The following is an 18,921-nucleotide window of genomic DNA, read 5'->3' on the forward strand; positions in this document are numbered from 1 at the left end:
TCGCCCCTCGAGTGGCGGGCGCGGTTGCCATCACCGATGCTGGAGGCGATGACGGACAACCCGATCGGCCTCGACGAATTCACCGCGCTACCCGAGGCGGCGGCGGTGGAATTACTGCTGACCTGCTGCTCCTCACCCGCCTGGGCGCGCGCCGTCGCCGCGCGGCGGCCCTTCGCCGGAATCGACGAACTGCTGCGCGCCGCCGATGCGGAACTCCGTGAGATCTCCCAAAGTGAAATGGAACGTGCCCTGTCCGGGCACCCGCGCATCGGCGATCGCCCGGACAGCGCCGCCTCCGCGCGCGAACAAGCCGGAATGGCCGACGCCGACACCGCCGTGCGCGCCGCGATCGCCGCCGGGAACCGCGACTACGAGGCAAAATTCGGGCAGGTGTACCTGGTGTGCGCCACCGGGCGGACGCCGGCCGAACTACTGGCCACGCTCACCGCTCGGCTCGGAAACGACCCGGATACCGAAAGGCGCATCGTGCGAGAGGAATTGGTGAAGATCAATCGAATCCGGCTGCGGCGGTTGCTCGATGCGGGAGCCGACGCGTGAGCACACTGAGCACCCACGTCCTGGACGCGGTCCTCGGCACACCCGCCGCCGACGTCACCGTGACGCTGTTCGCCTGGGACGGAACCGAATTGGCCACCGGCCGCACCGACGCCGACGGGCGGGTCGGCGCACTCGCCGAACTGCCGATCGGCGACTATCGGCTGCGCTTCGACACCGGTGGCTATTTCACCGCGCAGGGCATCGACGCGTTCTACCCTGAGGTGATCATCGCCTTCACCGTCACCGGGGACCGGCACTACCACGTGCCACTGCTGCTCTCACCCTTCGCGTACTCCACCTATCGAGGGAGCTGAGTCCCATGAATGCCGCTGCCGCACAGCACAATGACGGAGCACCGGTGAGCGCGCACGCGCGGGTCGGCAGTGGCGCGGCAGCGGCTCGTGACGCGGCGGCAGCGGCCGGTGACGTCGGCGTACTGATTATCGACGGCTGTGCCATCGCCACCGTCGACGCGGCCGGAACCGAATATCGGGACGGGCATGTCATCGTGCGCGGAAATCGAATCGAGGCGCTGGGAGCGGGGCCCGCGCCCGATGTGCCGGGGGCCACGCGCATCGACGGGCGGGGCTGCCTGCTCACGCCCGGGCTGATCAATACCCACCATCACCTCTACCAATGGGTCACGCGCGGGCTGGTGCCCGATGCCACGCTGTTCGAATGGCTCACCGCGCTCTATCCGATCTGGGCGGGGATCGACGCCGACGCCACCCGGATCGCCGCCACCGGTGGACTCGCCTCGCTGGCGCGCACCGGCTGCACCACGACCACCGATCATCACTACGTCTTCCCGCGCGACGCCGGTGATCTGCTGGCCGCCGAGATCGATGCCGCCGCACAGGTCGGGTTGCGCTTCCAGCCCTGCCGGGGCTCGATGGATCTGGGCCGCAGTGCGGGCGGGCTGCCGCCGGATTCGGTGGTCGAGACCCTGGACGACATTCTCGCGGCCAGTGCGGACGCGGTCGCCCGGTACCACGACCCCGGGTTCGACTCCATGCTCCGTATCGCGCTCGCACCGTGCTCGCCGTTCTCCGTATCCGCGGATCTGCTGCGCGAATCCGCGCTGCTGGCAAGGGAACTCGGGGTCCGGCTGCATACGCACGTCGCCGAAACCATGGACGAGCAGGAGTACTGCCTCGCCACGCACGGCGTCACGCCCGCCGAGTACATGGACAAACTCGGCTGGGTCGGGCCCGATGTGTGGTGGGCGCACGCCATTCACCTCGATGACAGCGCCATCGCGACCATGGCCCGCTCCGGCACCGGCGTCGCACACTGCCCCACCTCCAACGGTCGCCTCGGCGCGGGCATCGCCCGCACCGCCGACCTGCTCGCCGCCGGGGTCCCCGTCGGACTCGGTGTGGACGGCGCGGCCAGCAATGAGGCGAGTTCGCTCATCGAGGAACCCCGCAACGCGCTGTTCTTCGCCCGCCAGCGCGGCGGTCCACAGGCGCTGTCGGTACGCACCGCACTGGCGATGGCCACGATGGGCGGAGCCCGAACCCTCGGCCGCGCAACCGAAATCGGCTCCATCGAACCCGGAAAACTCGCGGACCTCGCGCTCTGGGACCTGTCGACACCCGCGCACGCGGGCATCGAAGATCCGGTCACCGCGCTGATCCTGGGTTCGGCTCCGCCGCTGGCCGCGCTGCTGGTGAACGGCCGAATCGTGGTGCGCCACGGCGAAATTCGAACCATCGACGAAGAACAGGTCGGTCGTGACGTCGCCCGGGCTCAAGCCGCCCTGGTGGCCAAGGCGGGCTGACGCCACCTTCGGAGACTCGGCCGCGATCCCGGCGCGCGGCCGCCGCGATCGGGGTATGCGGTGGGACGGAATGGTCGGATGATCGGATCATGGGGAAGAGTTACCCGCACGAAACAGGTGTGAGGGGTGTCGCAATCTCCGCGCAACTCGTGGCTCGTAATCTGAAAGGGAAGTCGTTACCAGCTGGCGCGGGGACGGCCCCGCAGGTGAGAGCAGGTGATGACAATGGATCTGGATACGATCCGAGAGGTGCTGATCGCCCGCGAACGGGCGGATCTGAAGGGATTGGGCGCGGGCACGGCGGTGCTCGCCGGGGGTACCTGGCTGTACTCCGAACCACAGGATCACCTGGAAAAGCTGATCGATATCACGCGCCTGGGATGGCCGCCGCTCACCATCGATGACGCGGGGCTGGAAATCGCCGCCACCTGCACACTCGATGAATTGGCCACGGGGGAGTACCCCGCGCGCTGGGGTGCGGTGCGGCTGTTCGAGCAGGCGTGCGGCGCGCTGGTCGCCTCGCACAAGATCCGGCGCACGGCCACGGTCGGCGGGAATGTCTGCCTGGCGCTCCCGGCGGGCGCGGTGGCGGCGGCCTTGACCGCACTTGGCGGATTCGGGCTGGTCTGGGGACCGCGCGGCGATCAATGGATTCCGCTGTCGCACTTCGTGACCGGCGTGGGGGAGACCGTCCTCATGCCCGGTGAGATGCTGCGGGCCATTCGGATACCGGAGTCGAATCTGCGCTCGCGCACCGCATTCCGCAAGCTCGCGCTCGCCCCGCTCGGCCGATCGGGAGTGGTGGTCATGGGCCGCCGCGATGCCGACGACGCGTGCGTGATCACCCTCAGCGCCGGGACCACCCGGCCGGTGGTGCTCGAGTTCTACTCGTTGCCGACCATCGGCGAACTGTCGGCAAAGGTCGCGGAGCTGAATTCCGCGCTCTGGTACGACGATCCGCACGGTGCGCCCGACTGGCGGCGGGAGATGAGCGGCCGCCTCGCCGCCGAGGTGCTCGCCGAATTGGGCGGGCGGCCATGAGATTCCAGGTCGACGGCGAAGCGGTGGACCGCGCCGCTCGCCCGGGGCAATGCCTGCGCACCCTCCTGCGCGAAACCGGCCACCAGGCCCCGAAGAAAGGTTGCGACGCCGGCGACTGCGGCGCGTGCACCGTCCTGGTCGACGGCGCGGCCGTGCACTCCTGCGTCTACCCCGCCCACCGGGCGGAAGGTCACACCATCACCACCGCCGCCGGACTCGGCACGGCTGAACCAACAGACCTGCAACGCCGATTCATCGAGAACGCCGCCTTCCAATGCGGCTTCTGCACCGCCGGAATGCTGGTCACCGCAACCGAATTGGAGCGAACGGGCGACCTCACCCCCGCCACCCTCCCCGAAAAACTCAAAGGCAACCTCTGCCGCTGCACCGGCTACCGCGCCATCACCGATGCGCTCACCTCCGGCCGCCCCGGCTGTGCCCCGAATGATGCGACCGTCCCTTGCGGCTCGCGGTCGGACGGGGTGGGGGCCGGGGTCGGGGCGCTCGCGGGTGGGCGGATTGTGCGCGGGGTGGAGCCGTTCACGATGGATGTCGATATGGGGGAGCAGGATTCGGGGAAGGTGCCGCCGGGGGAGGTGTTGCGGCTGGAGGTGGTGCGGAGTCCGCATGCGCATGCGCGGATCGTGTCGATCGATACCGCTGGGGCGGAGGCTGTTCCGGGGGTGCGGGCGGTATTCACGCACGCCGATGTGCCTGATCTGCTGTATTCCACTGCGCGCCATGAGATTCGCGAGGACGATCCGGACGATACGGTGATGCTCGATCGGATCGTGCGGTTCCGGGGCCAGCGGGTGGCGGCCGTGGTGGCGGATTCGCTGGCGGCCGCGCGGGCGGGGTGTCGTGCGATCAGGGTCGAATATGAGCTGTTGCCAGCGGTTTTCGATCCGGAAGAGGCGCTCGCGAAGCATGCGCCGCTGCTGCACGCCGAGAAGGGGCCGGAGTCGCGGATAGCCGATCCCGGGCGCAATGTGGTCGCTGCCGCGCAGGGCCGGGTCGGGGATGTCACCGCGGGGCTGAGCGCGGCCGTCGAGGTGGTGCAGGGGGAGTGGCGGACGCACCGGGTGCAGCATGTGCACCTGGAGACGCACGGCAGCATCGGCTGGCTGGATCGGGACGGGCGGCTGGTATTGCGCACCAGCACCCAGGTGCCGTTCCTGGTGCGTGATGAACTGTGCCGGTTGTTCGGGCTCGAGCGTTCGGGCATAAGGGTTTTCGCCACGCGCGTGGGCGGCGGCTTCGGCGCGAAACAGGAGATGTTCACCGAGGACTTGGTGGCCCTGGCCGTATTGAAGACCGGACTGCCGGTGCAGTACGAGCTGACCAGATCCGATGAATTCCTGACCACCTGCCGCCATCCCATGCGTGTGCGGGTCACCGCCGGGGCCGATGCCGACGGCCTGCTCACCGCACTCGCGGTCGATGTGCTCGCCGATGCCGGAGCCTACGGAAACCACAGCGCCGGAGTACTTTTCCACGGCGTCGGGGAATCCGTCGCCATCTACCGGTGCCCGAACAAGCGCGTCGACGGGCACGCGGTCTACACCAACAATGTCCCCTCCGGCGCGTTCCGCGGCTACGGCCTCGGCCAGGTCATGTTCGGCGTCGAATCCGCCCTCGACGAACTCGCCCGCCGAATCGGCCTGGACCCCTTCGAATTCCGCCGCCGCAATCTGGTGCGGGCCGGTGACGAACTGATCGGCGGTGCGGGCCACGCCGAACCGGACCTCACCATCGCCAGCTACGGCCTCGACCAATGCCTGGACCTGGCCGAACAGGCGCTGCGGCGCGGTAACGGCGTACCCGCCCCCGGCCCGGACTGGCTGATCGGCGAGGGTATGGCCCCCGCCATGATCGCCACCGTCCCGCCGCGCGGCCACACCTCCACCGCGCACGCCACCCTGCGCGCCGACGGAACGGTCGAACTACGCGCGGGCACAGCCGAATTCGGCAATGGCACCACCACCGTGCTGGCCCAGATCGCCGCCACCGTATTGGGCACCGATACCGCGCATATCGTCATCCGGCACGCCGACACCGATGTCACCGCCCATGACACCGGCGCTTTCGGCTCCACCGGCATCACCGTCGCCGGTCGCGCTGTGCACGCCGCCTGTGCACAACTTCGCGAACACGTCCTGCGTAGGGCGATCGCCCTTACCGGGGCGGACGCCGACCGGCACATCTTCGAACCCGGTGGCATTCGCGTCGATGGCAGATTCCTCACCGCCGCAACACTTGTCGCGGACGGTGAACTCACCGCCACCGCCACCCACGACGGCACCCCGCGTTCGGTCTCCTTCAATGTGCACGCCTTCCGCGTCGCGGTGCAGCCGGATACCGGTGAGGTGCGCATCCTGCACTCGGTGCAGGCCGCCGACGCGGGTACGGTCCTGAATCCGGTGCAATGCCGCGGTCAGGTGGAGGGCGGGGTGGCGCAGGCCATCGGTTCGGCGCTGTATGAGGAGATCCGCGTCGAACAGGGCGAGGTCATCACGAAAACCCTGCGGCACTACCACCTTCCGCAGCTCTCCGACCTGCCCCGCACCGAGGTGCTGTTCGCGGAGACCGCCGATCCGCTCGGCCCGCTGGGCGCGAAATCCATGAGCGAATCCCCGTACAACCCGGTGGCCCCGGCGCTCGCCAATGCCATCCGGGACGCGATAGGCGTTCGCCCGCAACAGCTTCCGATGACCGCGGATCGGATCTGGCGGCTGCTGCGTGATGCCCGAACGACAGCGGCCCCGCACCTGGGGGTGCGGGGCTGATGACCGTGCGGTCGTGACGGGCCGGGACCGTGTGGTCCCCGACCGATCAATGCGGTGCGATCGTGACTGATCAGGGTGGTGCGATCGTGACCGATCAGAACAGGGCGACCGCGATACCCAGTCCGGCCAGCGCGACGGCCTGGAGTCCGACCCGGTAGGGCAGGATGCTGTCCCAGCGATCCTGCAGCGCACGGGCATTCGCGGGAATGACACCGGATTTCGCGGCGGCGGTCTGTGCGGTGTTGACCGGCTTGGCGACCCGCACGTAGAAACCGAGCCAGCTCACCAGGGCCAGCACCGCGATCCCCGCGGCGATGGCCGCGCCGAAATGGCCCGACAGCAGGGCGGCCGCGGTGGTCAGCACGGCGGTGACGACGCCGCCCGCGCCGAAGATCGGCATCCGCTTATCGCCGTAGTAGTGCCCCCACCCGGCGGCGATCGTCACGGCCGCGTCGTCGAGGTGCTTGTTGACCGAGCGGGTGATGGCGGTCGCGGAGATATCGGTGCCGTAGACGGCCCCGTTGGCGAGGATGGCGGCGATGGCGAGGATCTGGCCGGTGGTGGTGAGCATGTCGGGTGCCTCTTCCGATTGATATCTAGCAACGCTAGGAACTGGAGCAACCATAACAGTAGCCCAGCTATGTTGTCTAGCGTTGCTAGATTTCAGTCCGGAAACCGGCGTTGATCAGGCAAAGAGATTGCGCACGAACGGAACCGAGTCCGGCAGCGAGGCATTCACGGTGCCATCGTGATTGGTCGGATAGGTGTGCAGCGTGACCGGCTGCCCGCCCGCCTGCAAGCGCGCCGCGAACGCCAGCGTCGCCGGGGTGATGACATCGGTGTCCAGCAGGCCCTGACCCAGGAAAAGCGGCTTGTCATAACCGGATTCGGGCAGTCCCATCACCCGGGTCAGCACACCGGGCAGATCCGGGATCTGCGACAGCGGGCGCGAGAACAGATCCCCGACGACCACATTGCCCGCGCTCAACTCCTCGCCGAGCGCCTCCAGGCAGGAGGTGTTCGCGTGATCGAGCCAGTACCGTCCCGAATCGGTCAGGTACGACTCGATATTCAGCTCCGGATACGTCGTACGCAGGCCGTTCAGGATGTACAGCACATATCCGGTGCTGTGCGGCGGCAGCTTGGCCGGCGGCACGCCCGGGCCCAGCGGCAGCAGAATGTCCTCGATATAGGCCGGTACGCCGGTGCCGACCGCACCCCGGTAATCGAGTCCCGGTCCGCCGAATTCGGTCGCGTAGCGCGCGGTGAAGACCGCCGCACCGCCGCCCTGGGACTGGCCGACCACCGCCCACTTATGCGACAGCGAGGAATAGTGGCTGGTCGCGGCCTTGACCGCGTCCACGACGTTATGCGCCTCGACCGTGCCGTTGAGGTACGGATGATCGCCCGGGGTGCCCAATCCGGCGTAGTCGGCGGCCACGATCGCGTAGCCCTGCTTCAACCAGGTGCCCAGGTAGGCCCAATCCCGTTCGCGCGCACCCGGACCGGCGATGGAGTACGCGCACTCGTCGCCGAGACCGATGGTGCCGTGCGCCCAAGCGATCACCGGCCAGCCCCCGGCGGGCGCGTCACCGGGCGGGAAGTAAACCGCGGCACTCGTGGTTGTGGGTCGGTCGCCCACGGTGGTGCTGCCGTAGAGAATGCGTTCCGCGCGGGCCGAGCCGGGCAGTACGGCGGCCGGTGCGAGCGGTTCCACCGAACTCACCGCGCCGATCTCGGTGGCAGGGGCTGCCATCGCGCTCGGCACGCTGACCAGCGCCGCGATCGAAGTGGCGGCCAGGGCCGTTGTGCACAGCCATCGTTTCCGCATCGAAGCTCTCCTTAGGTTCTCTGACGTCGCACCTGCGCTGGACGCGTGTCCAGATTAGGGCCTTTGGGGTACCCCGGGTGGTGTGCCCCACAGCCATCAAGATCACAATCGATTGTGAAGGTCCTCACAGCTCGCCGTCCATCGGCGCGTCGCGTGCCGGTGGCCGTCGTCACCCAAACAGTACGGGCGTTATGCAAAACTGCACGTCAGAGCTACTCGCAAGTAGATCTCCCGGCTGCAATTAACAAGCAAATTTCGCAGCATTAGCAAAAGCAGGGCCAAAGCTAGCCGGGATTCACACTTGCAACAGGTAGACGGACATTTTTTCCTGTGCCATCGTGTGGAAGTACACCTCGCGGGCATAGCAAGCCTGCAAATTGCCGCTCCAGCAGTGTCCGAATCATCGCGAGAGGGTTCGACCGGCGGGGCAACCGAGACCGAACGAAGAAGTGGAGTCAGAGATGTCGACTGTCGGCACCCCGAAGACCGCTGCGGAGATCCAGAACGACTGGGACACCAACCCCCGTTGGAAGGGCATCACCCGTAGCTACACCGCCGAGCAGGTTGTGAAGCTGCAGGGCACCGTTGTCGAGGAGCACACCCTCGCCCGCCGTGGTGCCGAGATCCTCTGGGATCTGGTCAACAACGAGGACTACATCAACTCCCTGGGCGCCCTCACCGGCAACCAGGCCGTGCAGCAGGTGCGCGCGGGCCTCAAGGCTATCTACCTGTCCGGTTGGCAGGTCGCCGGTGACGCGAACCTGTCCGGCCACACCTACCCGGACCAGTCGCTGTACCCGGCGAACTCGGTTCCGTCCGTGGTGCGTCGCATCAACAACGCGCTGCTGCGCGCCGACGAGATCGCCAAGGTCGAGGGTGACACCTCGGTCGCCAACTGGCTGGCCCCGATCGTCGCCGACGCCGAGGCCGGCTTCGGTGGCGCGCTGAACGCCTACGAGCTGCAGAAGGCCATGATCGCGGCCGGCGCCGCGGGCGTGCACTGGGAAGACCAGCTCGCCTCGGAGAAGAAGTGCGGCCACCTCGGTGGCAAGGTGCTGATCCCCACCCAGCAGCACATCCGCACCCTGACCTCGGCTCGCCTCGCGGCCGACGTCGCCGGTGTCCCGTCGGTCATCATCGCGCGCACCGACGCCGAGGCCGCCACCCTGATCACCTCCGATGTGGACGAGCGCGACCGCGAGTTCCTCGATGGCACCCGTACCGCCGAGGGCTTCTTCGGCGTGAAGAACGGCATCGAGCCCTGCATCGCGCGTGCCAAGGCCTACGCCCCGTACTCCGACCTCATCTGGATGGAGACCGGTGTGCCGGACCTCGAGGTCGCGCGCAAGTTCGCCGAGTCGGTTCGCAGCGAATTCCCGGACCAGCTGCTGGCCTACAACTGCTCGCCTTCGTTCAACTGGAAGGCGCACCTGGACGACGCGACCATCGCGAAGTTCCAGCGTGAGCTCGGCGCGATGGGCTTCAAGTTCCAGTTCATCACCCTGGCCGGCTTCCACTCGCTGAACTACGGCATGTTCGACCTGGCCTACGGCTACGCCCGCGAGGGCATGACCGCCTTCGTCGACCTGCAGGAGCGCGAGTTCAAGGCCGCTTCCGAGCGTGGCTTCACCGCCGTCAAGCACCAGCGTGAGGTCGGCGCCGGCTACTTCGACACCATCGCCACCACCGTGGACCCGAACACCTCCACCGCGGCCCTGAAGGGCTCGACCGAAGAGGGCCAGTTCCACTGAGCCATCCCGTGACCAGCTGTCACCCTGTGTGACAACGGGTTTCGAGATCTCACCTCGGGGCGGCAGTCGCATCACACCTTCCGCCGCCCCGGGGCCTGGAACCCGTCGAGGGGGATTCGTCCCCCTCGACGGTGTTCACCCGCCCTTCCCGTCGACAGCCCCGGCGGGGAGGGCATTTTCCTATAGCTTTTTGAATGAACGACCTTACGAAGGCGCAGGGTCACAAGTAAGTCCGACGCCTTCACCCATAAGCCACGACGGCTAACCAACAGCAGGAGCGGGACGTGAGCAGCGAGAAAATTCAGCGCGTTGGAATCATCGGCGCCGGACAGATGGGCGCGGGTATCGCCGAGGTTTGCGCTCGGGCACACGTCGATGTGCTCGTGTTCGAACAGACCCGTGAACTCGCCGCTGCCGGTCGCGCCCGCATCCTGCGGTCGCTGGACCGCGCCGTCTCCAGCGGCAAGATCTCCGAGCGTGAGCGCGAGCAGACCGCCTGGCGGCTGCGCTTCACCTCCGATCTCGCCGATTTCGCGGATCGTCAGCTGGTCGTCGAGGCCGTGCTGGAGAACGAAGATGTGAAGACCGCCATCTTCGCCGAGCTGGACAAGGTCGTCACCGACCCGAACGCCGTGCTCGCGTCCAACACCTCCTCCATCCCGATCATGAAGATCGCCGTCGCCACCAACAACCCCGAGCGGGTCGTCGGCATGCACTTCTTCAACCCGGTGCCGGTGTTGCCGCTGGTCGAACTGGTCACCACGCTCAAGACCACCGAGGCCGTCTCGCAGCGCGCCGAGCAGTTCGCCTCCGATGTGCTCGGCAAGCAGGTCGTGCGCTCCGCCGACCGCTCCGGCTTCGTCGTCAACGCGCTGCTGGTGCCGTACCTGCTCTCGTCCATCCGCATGGTCGAATCCGGTTTCGCCACCAAGGAAGACGTCGACAAGGCCATGGTGCTGGGCTGTGCCCACCCGATGGGCCCGCTGGCGCTGACCGACCTGGTCGGCCTCGACACCGTGAAGTCCATCGCCGACTCCATGTACGCCGAATTCAAGGAGCCGCTGTACTCCGCGCCTCCGCTGCTGATGCGCATGGTCGAAGCGGGTCTGCTGGGTAAGAAGTCCGGCGCGGGCTTCTACCAGTACAACCGCTGACGACTGGCACGCGGGTACGAGTCTTTCGTCGTCCGCGTGGGCATAAGCTGCAATAAAGGGCTGGTGTCACCGGCCAGCCCACTCGGGGTGGACTCGAGTCCATTCCAAATCAGGGCGCAAACTGTGCGGCGCTCACCTTCGGTGGTGGGCGCCGCACAGGTGACTTAAGGAGGAGTGGCGCGCTCATGGCCAACGTCACCGATGGCTTCGGATCAAGCATTCTGGGCTATCCCCGCATCGGACCGCACCGCGAACTCAAGCGTGCTCTCGAGTCTTATTGGCATGGAACGCTTTCTCGGGAAGAGCTGGTCGAGGTGGGTCGCGAGATCCAGGAATCCCAGTTCCTCGAGCTGGCTGCCACCGGGTTGACGCAGGTCCCCGGCAACACCTTCTCTTATTACGACCACGTGCTCGACAACGCGCTGCTCTTCGGTGCGGTGCCCAAGCGGTTCGAGCCGTATCGCGAGGGGCTGGATCCGCTCGATTTCTATTTCCTGATGGCGCGCGGCAATCCGGATGTGCCGCCGCTGGAATTGGTGCGGTTCTTCAATACGCCGTATCACTATCGGCAGCCCGAACTCGACACCGATACCGAATTCTCCCTGCACCCCGAGGCTTTGCTCGACGAATTCGATCGGGCCAAGGCGCGCGGCATCGAATTGCGGCCGGTCGTGCTCGGCCCGCTGTCGCTGCTGTTGCTGTCGAAGACCGGACACGTTCCGGGCGAGACCGAATTCGACAAACTGGTGCTGCTGGACAAGCTGCTACCCGTGTACGAGGAGCTGTTCGAGCTGCTCGCCAAGCGCGGCGCCACCTGTGTGCAGCTGGACGAGCCCTGCTTCACCAGTGACCGCTCGCCGTCCACCATCGAGGTGTTCGAGCAGGCGTACAACCGGCTCTCCAAAGCCTCGCTGCGGCCGCGACTGCTCGTCACCGGACAGTACGGCGATTTCGGTGAGGCCCTGGAAGCGTTGGCGCGCACCAAGGTCGAGGCCATCGGACTCGATCTGGCGAACTTTCGCATCCGGCCCGAGGATCTGGCCAAGATTCCCGGCATCGGCCGCAAGCGGCTGTACGCGGGCGTCATCAGCGGCACCAATGTGTGGCGCGCGGACCGCGTGGTCGCGCTGGAATACCTGAACGAGCTCGCCAAGGTGTGCCCGGACATGGTCGTCTCCACCGGTGCGACGCTGCTGCACGTGCCGTACGACCTGCTGGTGGAATACGACCTGGAAGAGCATGTCGCCGACCGGCTCGCCTTCGCGAAACAGAAGGTGCTGGAAGTGGTTTCGCTCGCCAAGGCGCTCACCGAAGGGCCTTCCGAGAAGTGGCGCAAGCGGCCCACCTCGGTGCACTTCAAGCAGAAACACGCTGTGCGGCAACGCGTTTACAACGTCACGCCGGAGATGCGCGAACGTGCGCCGTATGCCGAACGCCGGGTCGCGCAGCAGGCCAAGCTGAATCTGCCGCTGGTGCCCGCCACCACGCTCGGCTCGTTCCCGCAGACCAATGCCGGACGGCAGGCGCGCTACGAACTCGGTCAGGGACGGCTGTCCTACGACGACTACCGCAAGCGCATCGAAGCCGAGATCGAAGGCACCATCCGGTTGCAGGAGGACATCGGCCTCGACGTCTTCGTGCACGGTGAGCACGAACGCAATGACATGATCCAGTTCTTCGCCGAACAACTGGACGGCTTCGCCACCACCCACTTCGGCTGGGTGCAGGTGTACGGATCGCGTTGTGTGCGACCGCCGGTGCTGTACGGCGATGTGTCCCGCCCCGCGGCCATGTCGGTCGAATGGACCGCCTACGCGCAATCGCTCACCGAGAAGCCGGTCAAGGGCATGGTCACCGGACCGGTCACCATGCTGGCGCGCTCCTTCGTGCGCCAGGACCAGCCGCTGTTCGAGACCGCCGACCAAGTGGCGCTTGCCATTCGGGACGAAGTGGTGGATCTGGAGCGCGCCGGTATCGCCATCATCCAGGTGGACGAGCCGTCCATTCGCGAACTGCTGCCGCTGCGGGTCAAGGGGCGGGCTGAATACCTGCGCTGGGCCGTCGGCGCGTTCAAGCTCGCCACCTCGGGCGTGCTGCCGGAAACCCAGATCCACACGCATATCGGCTATTCCAGTCGCGGTGACGTGGTGCAGGCCATCGAGGAACTCGATGCCGACGTGACGGCCATCGTCGCCACCCGCTCCATCGAATGGGTGCTCAAGGCGCTGGAGGAAGACAATGCCGAGGGCCGCGGGCTCACCCACGGCGTCGGACCCGGTGTGTACGAAAGCCGTTCGGCGCGCATCCCGGATATCGACGAACTGGATGAGGCCCTCACCGCCGCTGCCGCGGCCGTGACACCGCAGCGGCTGTGGGCCAATCCGGACGGCGGGCTCAAGACCCGGCACCACTGGCAGCTCGATCCGTCACTGCGCAATATGGTCGCGGCCGCCCGCCGCGTCCGGCGGCGCGCGCTGGCGGCGGAAGCCGAAGCGGCGAAGTAACTTCCGCACGCGATACGACAGCGCGGCGGCACCGGATGTGATTCCGTGCCGCCGCGCTGTTTCGTATTCACGATCCCGTCACGATGAAGGAATTAGCCTGCGGGCATACTTCTTTCGAGACAGGAGGCGGATATGGATCCGACGGGTAAAGGGGATCAGCCGGACCCGGCCGAGAACACCAAGAGCTTCAATGAATCCGCGCAGAACAAGAGCGATCAGGTGGACCCGGATCAGCCCTGGAAGAGCGGGAACTAGTCGCCAACCACACACCCGTCGTTCCACCGTCCCGGTCGGCGCGGCCGATAGCCTGTGGCCGAGGTTGATTCGAGATAGGAGTACGACGGTGGGTCTGTTCGACAATCTGAAGGACGCGGCGGGCAAGGCGGCCGAACTGGCGAGCGAGCACGCGGACAAGCTCGACCCGCTGGTCGACAAGGTCGGCGACGTGGTCGACGAGCGCACCGAGGGCAAGTACGCCCAGCACATCGACAAGGTGCAGGACGCCGCCAAGAAAGCCCTGCACGAGCAGGCGCAGAAGTAGTTTCGGCCGGTCCCGCGCGGCAGTGCGCGGGACCTCCGGCGGGGCAGTAGTGGATCGCGCTCGGCGTTGAGCTGCCGGCGGCCACACTGCCGTCGGAATCCGCTAGTGCGTCACCAGCCGTTGTGGCTGTCGTGGCCGCTGTTGTGGTCGCGCTGGTAGCGGTCGCGGTAGTGGCCCCAGCAGTAGTTCCAGTCGAAGCCGCGGCTGTCGCGATCGCAGTACCAGTGGTAGTCGTCGCGGTCGTAATTGGTTGCGGCGGTGCCGGTTCCGGCGGGCAGGGCGGACGCGATGCCCGCGCCGAACGGGAGAATGAACAGGGTGGCCGCCAGGGCGGTGGTGATGCGCTTCGCGGTGGTGGTCATGTGGTCGGCTCCTCTTGCCTGGTCCCGGGAGGTGTTTCCCGATGCATGCAATGGTGCTGGTCAGCGGCCGAATACTCTGTCGTCGCATGGACACTGGAAGTGTGTCCGCGCCGACACTTCCGGGCGGGCTCTAGCGGTGATCGGCGACCTTCCACAACCGCACGGTGTTGTCGGCGCTGCCCGTGGCCAGCAGTGCGCCGTCGGGGCTGAACGCCACCGAATGCACCGCGTCCGAATGACCGCCCAGCGGATTTCCGATCGGTGTGCGAGTCCTGTTGTCCCACAGGCGAACCGTGCCGTCCCGGCTGCTGCTCGCCATGAGGCTTCCGTCCGGGCTGAAGGCGACCGCCAGCACCGGCTCGGCATGACCGCTCAGCGGATCCCCCGACGCGGCGCGAGTATCTGTGTCCCACAGGCGAATCGAGGCATCGTCACCGGCGGTGGCGAGCAACGTCCCGCCGGGGTGGAACGCCACCGCTCGTATCGCGCCGCGATGGCCCGCGAGAGCCGCACCCGAGGCGATGCCCGTTCCGCCGCGCCACAGTCGCGCCGTGGCGTCCTGGCTTCCGGTGGCGATCAGCGTGCCTTTCGGATGGAAGGCCACCGCGCGCACGGGGCCGGTGTGCCCGGTCATGGTGGTACCGGCGGGCTGGCGGGTCTGCACCGTCCACAGCTGCGCGGTGTTGTCGTCACTACAGGTCACCATAAGACTGCCGTCCGGGTGGAAGGCTATGCCGCGCACCGCGTTGGTATGCGCGGTCAGCGGCCCGCCGATCGGCTGGCGCGTATGCGCGTCCCACAGTCTCGCGGTGCGATCGTCGCCACCGGTGGCCAGCAGCTTGCCGTCGGGGCTGAACGCCACCGCGCGAATCGAATTGCTGTGCCCGGTAAGCGAATTGCCGCTCTCGGCACCGGTGTGCACATCGATCAGCCGGGTCGTATTGTCCTTGCCGCCCACCGCCAGCAGGGTGCCGTCCGGACTGAACGCGATCGTCATCACCTGCGTAGGCAGCGTGAGTTCACTTGGTACACCGGGTGTTTGCGTCGGCGCGGCCGTAGGCGTGGAGTTATCGCCGCCGCCGGTCAGTGCGATTCCGGTTGCCGCGGCGGCACCGCCGATGACCACGGCACCGCCGAACAGCGCCCACCGCCGGGTGAATCGGCGCGGTTGCCCGGTTGCCGTGGGCGGTGAGAGTGCGGTTTCCGCATCCTCGCCCTGCCAGATCAGCGGCGGTTCGGTGCGGTCCCGGCGGCCGGAATCGGTCGGAAAGTACTGTCCCGCAACAGTGGAGCCGGAGCGGTCCACGGCCTCGCGGGCCGCCGCGGCGAAGGTTGCGCAGTCGGGGAAACGGTCCTCCGGACGTTTGGCGAGGACTGTGGCGAGCACCTCGTCCAGGCCGTGCGGCAGTTCCGGGCGGTACTGGGTGGCGCGTGGAGGCGGGGCGTGCAGGTGGGCCGCGACCACGGCCGCGTCATCGGCGCGGGGGTACGGCGGTTCGCCGGTGAGGAGTTTGAACAGGGTGCAGCCCAAGGAGTACTGGTCGGCGCGGTGATCGGTCGGGCCGCCCGCGAAACGCTCGGGCGCGGCATACGCGAGGGTGGCGCTCACCCGGGAATTGGTCTCGGCGTCCTCGATACTGCGGGCGATCCCGAAATCGGTGACCACGGTGCGCTCGATACCGCCGATACCGCGCTCCACCAACAGATTCGCCGGTTTGATATCGCGATGCAGGATGCGATGCCGGTGCGCGTGATCGAGCGCGCGGCCCGCATCGCCGATCATCCGCACCGCCCATTCGGCGGATACCCGGCCGCCTTCGCGGGCGAGCATGGCGGCGGCGTCACCGCCGTCGATGTATTTCATGGAGATCCACAGCATGGGATCGCCCGGCGAATTGCGGTCGTAGATGGGCACGATATTCGGGTGGTCGAGGGTGGTGATGAGCGCGGCCTCACGCTCGAATCGCGCTCGCGCCCGGTAATCCTCGGCGAAGGTGTCATTGAGGACTTTGAGCGCGACCGACCGCTCCAGCCGGGGGTGGCGCGCCAGATACACCACGCCCATACCGCCCGCGCCCAATTGCCGTTCGATGGTGTAGCCCGCGAAATTTGCGCCCGCCTGCAATCGCATTCGGCTCCCACCCTCCGCGCCGTGCTCGCCGTCCAGCGACAGTATGCCGTGACGGCGGGCCGGGTCACCCGAGTTTGCCCGCCCTCCCGGTGGTTACGGGCGCGGCGCTCATCGGGTTCATTCGGCCGGGGGAGTGGTGCTCTTATCGCGCCGGAAGCGGTCGGCGAGTGGTTTGCGCTCGCGCGGTGCGGGTTCGGTCTCGGTCGGGGACTCGACTTCGTAGCGGCGGATGTACGCGCCGATGAACGCCTGCGCGGACGCGGTGACCGGGATGGCCAGTAGCGCGCCGGTCGCGCCGAACAGGGCCGCGCCCGCGAGCACCGCGCCGAACGCCACGGCCGGATGCATATCCAGGGTGGTCGCCGTAATGCGCGGTTGCAGCACGTAATTCTCGAACTGCTGATAGATCACGATGAAGCCGAGAATCCAGAGCGCGGTGCGCGGACTGTGCGATAGCGCCACCAGCACCGGCAGCGCCCCGGCCAGATAGGTGCCGACCGTCGGAATGAATTGGGAGACAACGCCGACCCAGAGCGCGAGCGCGATGGCGGAGGGGATATCGAGTATCCGCATGGCCACGAAATGCGCGATCGTGGAGCAGAGTGCCAGCAGCGCACGGGAATACAGGTAGCCGCCGGTCTTCTCGACCGCGATATCCCAGGCGCGCAACACATGTCGCTGCCGCTTGGGCGGCAGCACCGAGCACACGGCATTGCGGAAACGCGGTCCGTCGGCGGCGAAATAGTAGGTGAACAGCAGCACGCCCAGCGCCTGGAACAGCACGCCGATGGCGGTGGTGCCGATACCCCACACATCACCGGCCAGCCCTACCAGCCACGACTCCAGCTTGGAACTCAATTGCGAGGCGCGCTCGGTGATATCGGTACCCGAGAGCTCGGTGTGGAAGGTGCGGTTGATCCAGGCGACCAGATCCTCGGCATTATGCGGTGCGTTCTTCACCAGCGCGGTGACCTGATCGATCACCAGATCGCCCATGGCCCAGGCGAATCCGACGATCGCCACCAGCACGATCAGGAATACCGCACCGGTCGCCGGACCGCGCCGCCAGCCGCGCGCGGCCAGCTTGTTCACCGCCGGTTCGATGGCGAACGCCAGGAACAGCGACACCACCAGCACGGTCAACAGCCCCTGCAACTTCTGCAACGACCAGAAGGTGACCACGATCCCGGCCACCGTGGCTGCCGCGAGCAGGTACGCGCGCGGCAGCCACGGCGGAATCGCCACCGTCAGCCGCAATGGTGTGTCATCGTCCCCGCTCGCATCGATCCGCGCGGGTGTGTCGTTCTTCTCGGCCGCCTCGCCGGGCGCGCCGTCACTCTCATCGGGCACACCGCAAACGTAGCGGCGCGGCAGCTTTCCCGGTGGGAGCGGCGTGTTGTGCTACATGGTGGCGGCGTCGATGACGAAGCGGTAGCGGACGTCGCTGGCGACGACGCGGTCGTAGGCCTCGTCGATGCGGTCGGCGGAGATGACCTCGATTTCCGCGCCGATACCGTGTTCGGCGCAGAAGTTCAGCATCTCCTGGGTTTGCGCGATGCCGCCGATCATGGAGCCCGCCAGCGAGCGCCGGTAGCCCGCGATGGTGAAAGGCTTTACGCTGAGCGGGTTTTCGGGCAGGCCGAGGATCACCAGGGTGCCGTCCAGGGCCAGCAGTTTCATGTAGTCGTCGATGGGCAGATCCGCCGACACCGTATTGAGGATCAGGTCGAAGCGCCCGCGCAGCCCGCGGAAGGTCTGCCGATCGCTGGTCGCGTAGTAGTGGTGCGCGCCGAAGCGCTCACCGTCGGCCTGCTTGCTCAGCGAATGGCTCAGCACGGTGACCTCCGCGCCCATGGCGGCGGCGATCTTCACGCCCACATGCCCGAGCCCGCCCATACCGATGATGGCGACCCGCTTACCGGGCCCCGCACCCCAGTGCCGCAGCGGCGAGAAGAGCGTGACGCCAGCGCACAGCAGCGGCGCGGCCTCGTCCAGGCCGATGCCCTCCGGAATGCCGACCACGAAACCCTCGGTCACCACGATCTGCGTGGAGTATCCGCCCATGGTGTACCCGCCGGCCTGATCCTGCGCCGCAACCGGGGTGTTGTAGGTCATGGTCGCGCCCGGCTGGCAGTACTGCTCCTCGCCAGCCACGCACGGATCGCAGACGCCGCACGAATTCACCATGCAGCCCACCCCGACCCGATCCCCGACCTTGTGCCGGGTGACCTCGGAACCGACCGCGGCGACCAGGCCCGCGATCTCGTGCCCCGGTACGCAGGGGTAGCGGGTGCCGCCCCATTCATCGCGGGCGGTGTGGATATCGGAGTGGCAGATACCCGCGAATTTCACATCGATCAGCACATCTCGGGGTCCGAGTTCGCGGCGTTCGATGGCGAGCTTCTCGAACCGGCCATCGGGCGCGGAAACGGCATAGGCGGCAGCAGTGCTCATGCGTACATGCCTACCATTCCGGCGC

At 67.3% G+C, this 18,921-nt stretch carries 16 protein-coding genes; 10 read left to right on the forward strand and 6 right to left on the reverse strand.

Annotated elements, in window-relative coordinates; all coding sequences use genetic code 11:
- The first annotated feature begins 48 nt into the window (after positions 1-48).
- From uraD to ACFC0O_RS30945, 5 genes are all read left to right on the forward strand, one after another.
- Positions 49-558: a 2-oxo-4-hydroxy-4-carboxy-5-ureidoimidazoline decarboxylase gene (uraD, locus tag ACFC0O_RS30925; RefSeq protein WP_364649343.1), complete on the forward strand. Its 510-nt coding sequence runs from the start codon at positions 49-51 to the stop codon at positions 556-558.
- Positions 555-872 carry a hydroxyisourate hydrolase gene (gene uraH, locus ACFC0O_RS30930; RefSeq protein ID WP_375964118.1) on the forward strand — a complete coding sequence of 106 codons (318 nt, stop codon included), beginning with the start codon at positions 555-557 and terminating at the stop codon, positions 870-872. Before uraD ends, uraH begins: the two co-directional genes overlap by 4 nt.
- A 5-nt stretch (positions 873-877) precedes the next feature.
- Positions 878-2,341: an 8-oxoguanine deaminase gene (locus tag ACFC0O_RS30935; protein ID WP_375964120.1), complete on the forward strand. Its 1,464-nt coding sequence runs from the start codon at positions 878-880 to the stop codon at positions 2,339-2,341.
- Between the two features lie 225 nt (positions 2,342-2,566).
- Positions 2,567-3,382 (forward strand): FAD binding domain-containing protein, encoded by an 816-nt coding sequence (locus ACFC0O_RS30940; RefSeq protein ID WP_375964123.1) that lies wholly within the window; start codon positions 2,567-2,569, stop codon positions 3,380-3,382.
- Positions 3,379-6,168: a molybdopterin-dependent oxidoreductase gene (locus ACFC0O_RS30945; RefSeq protein ID WP_375964125.1), complete on the forward strand. Its 2,790-nt coding sequence runs from the start codon at positions 3,379-3,381 to the stop codon at positions 6,166-6,168. The genes ACFC0O_RS30940 and ACFC0O_RS30945 overlap by 4 nt, the downstream gene beginning before the upstream one ends.
- Before the next feature lie 94 nt (positions 6,169-6,262).
- Here the strand turns inward: ACFC0O_RS30945 and ACFC0O_RS30950 are convergent, their stop codons facing one another.
- Together ACFC0O_RS30950 and ACFC0O_RS30955 are read right to left on the reverse strand one after the other, a co-directional pair.
- Positions 6,263-6,739: a DUF1772 domain-containing protein gene (locus tag ACFC0O_RS30950; RefSeq protein WP_375964128.1), complete on the reverse strand. Its 477-nt coding sequence runs from the start codon at positions 6,737-6,739 to the stop codon at positions 6,263-6,265.
- Positions 6,740-6,853: 114 nt separating this feature from the next.
- Entirely contained in the window at positions 6,854-7,999 is a 1,146-nt protein-coding gene (locus ACFC0O_RS30955) for a lipase family protein (protein WP_375964131.1), read from the reverse strand.
- Between the two features lie 461 nt (positions 8,000-8,460).
- Between ACFC0O_RS30955 and aceA the strand changes: the two genes are divergently transcribed.
- The 5 genes from aceA to ACFC0O_RS30980 all read left to right on the forward strand — a co-directional run bounded on the left by aceA (position 8,461) and on the right by ACFC0O_RS30980 (position 13,949).
- Positions 8,461-9,750: an isocitrate lyase gene (gene aceA, locus ACFC0O_RS30960; protein ID WP_330184579.1), complete on the forward strand. Its 1,290-nt coding sequence runs from the start codon at positions 8,461-8,463 to the stop codon at positions 9,748-9,750.
- A 284-nt stretch (positions 9,751-10,034) separates the two neighbouring features.
- On the forward strand, positions 10,035-10,904 hold the full coding sequence (locus ACFC0O_RS30965; RefSeq protein ID WP_364649319.1) for a 3-hydroxybutyryl-CoA dehydrogenase: 870 nt from the start codon (positions 10,035-10,037) through the stop codon (positions 10,902-10,904).
- A 185-nt stretch (positions 10,905-11,089) separates the two neighbouring features.
- Positions 11,090-13,408, forward strand: coding sequence for a 5-methyltetrahydropteroyltriglutamate--homocysteine S-methyltransferase (gene metE / locus ACFC0O_RS30970; protein ID WP_375964134.1), 2,319 nt, complete (start codon positions 11,090-11,092; stop codon positions 13,406-13,408).
- A 132-nt stretch (positions 13,409-13,540) separates the two neighbouring features.
- On the forward strand, positions 13,541-13,663 hold the full coding sequence (locus tag ACFC0O_RS30975; protein ID WP_364649313.1) for a hypothetical protein: 123 nt from the start codon (positions 13,541-13,543) through the stop codon (positions 13,661-13,663).
- An 88-nt stretch (positions 13,664-13,751) separates the two neighbouring features.
- Positions 13,752-13,949 carry an antitoxin gene (locus ACFC0O_RS30980; RefSeq protein ID WP_375964137.1) on the forward strand — a complete coding sequence of 66 codons (198 nt, stop codon included), beginning with the start codon at positions 13,752-13,754 and terminating at the stop codon, positions 13,947-13,949.
- Positions 13,950-14,059: 110 nt separating this feature from the next.
- Here the strand turns inward: ACFC0O_RS30980 and ACFC0O_RS30985 are convergent, their stop codons facing one another.
- The 4 genes from ACFC0O_RS30985 to ACFC0O_RS31000 form a co-directional block, all read right to left on the reverse strand.
- The gene (locus ACFC0O_RS30985; RefSeq protein ID WP_375964139.1) at positions 14,060-14,311 is read right to left on the reverse strand and encodes a hypothetical protein; all 252 of its coding nucleotides are present in this window, start codon (positions 14,309-14,311) and stop codon (positions 14,060-14,062) included.
- 130 nt (positions 14,312-14,441) lie between these two features.
- A complete protein-coding gene (locus ACFC0O_RS30990) occupies positions 14,442-16,442 on the reverse strand; it encodes a WD40 repeat domain-containing serine/threonine protein kinase (protein ID WP_375964141.1) in 2,001 nt (666 codons plus the stop codon).
- A 117-nt stretch (positions 16,443-16,559) separates the two neighbouring features.
- Positions 16,560-17,792: an AI-2E family transporter gene (locus ACFC0O_RS30995; protein ID WP_375964143.1), complete on the reverse strand. Its 1,233-nt coding sequence runs from the start codon at positions 17,790-17,792 to the stop codon at positions 16,560-16,562.
- A 51-nt stretch (positions 17,793-17,843) separates the two neighbouring features.
- Positions 17,844-18,896, reverse strand: a complete 1,053-nt coding sequence (locus tag ACFC0O_RS31000) for an NAD(P)-dependent alcohol dehydrogenase (RefSeq protein WP_375964145.1) — start codon at positions 18,894-18,896, stop codon at positions 17,844-17,846.
- Between the last annotated feature and the right edge of the window lie 25 nt (positions 18,897-18,921).

It is taken from the genome of Nocardia sp. NPDC056100 (genome assembly GCF_042266325.1).
In the GTDB taxonomy this organism is placed as follows: Bacteria; Actinomycetota; Actinomycetes; order Mycobacteriales; family Mycobacteriaceae; genus Nocardia.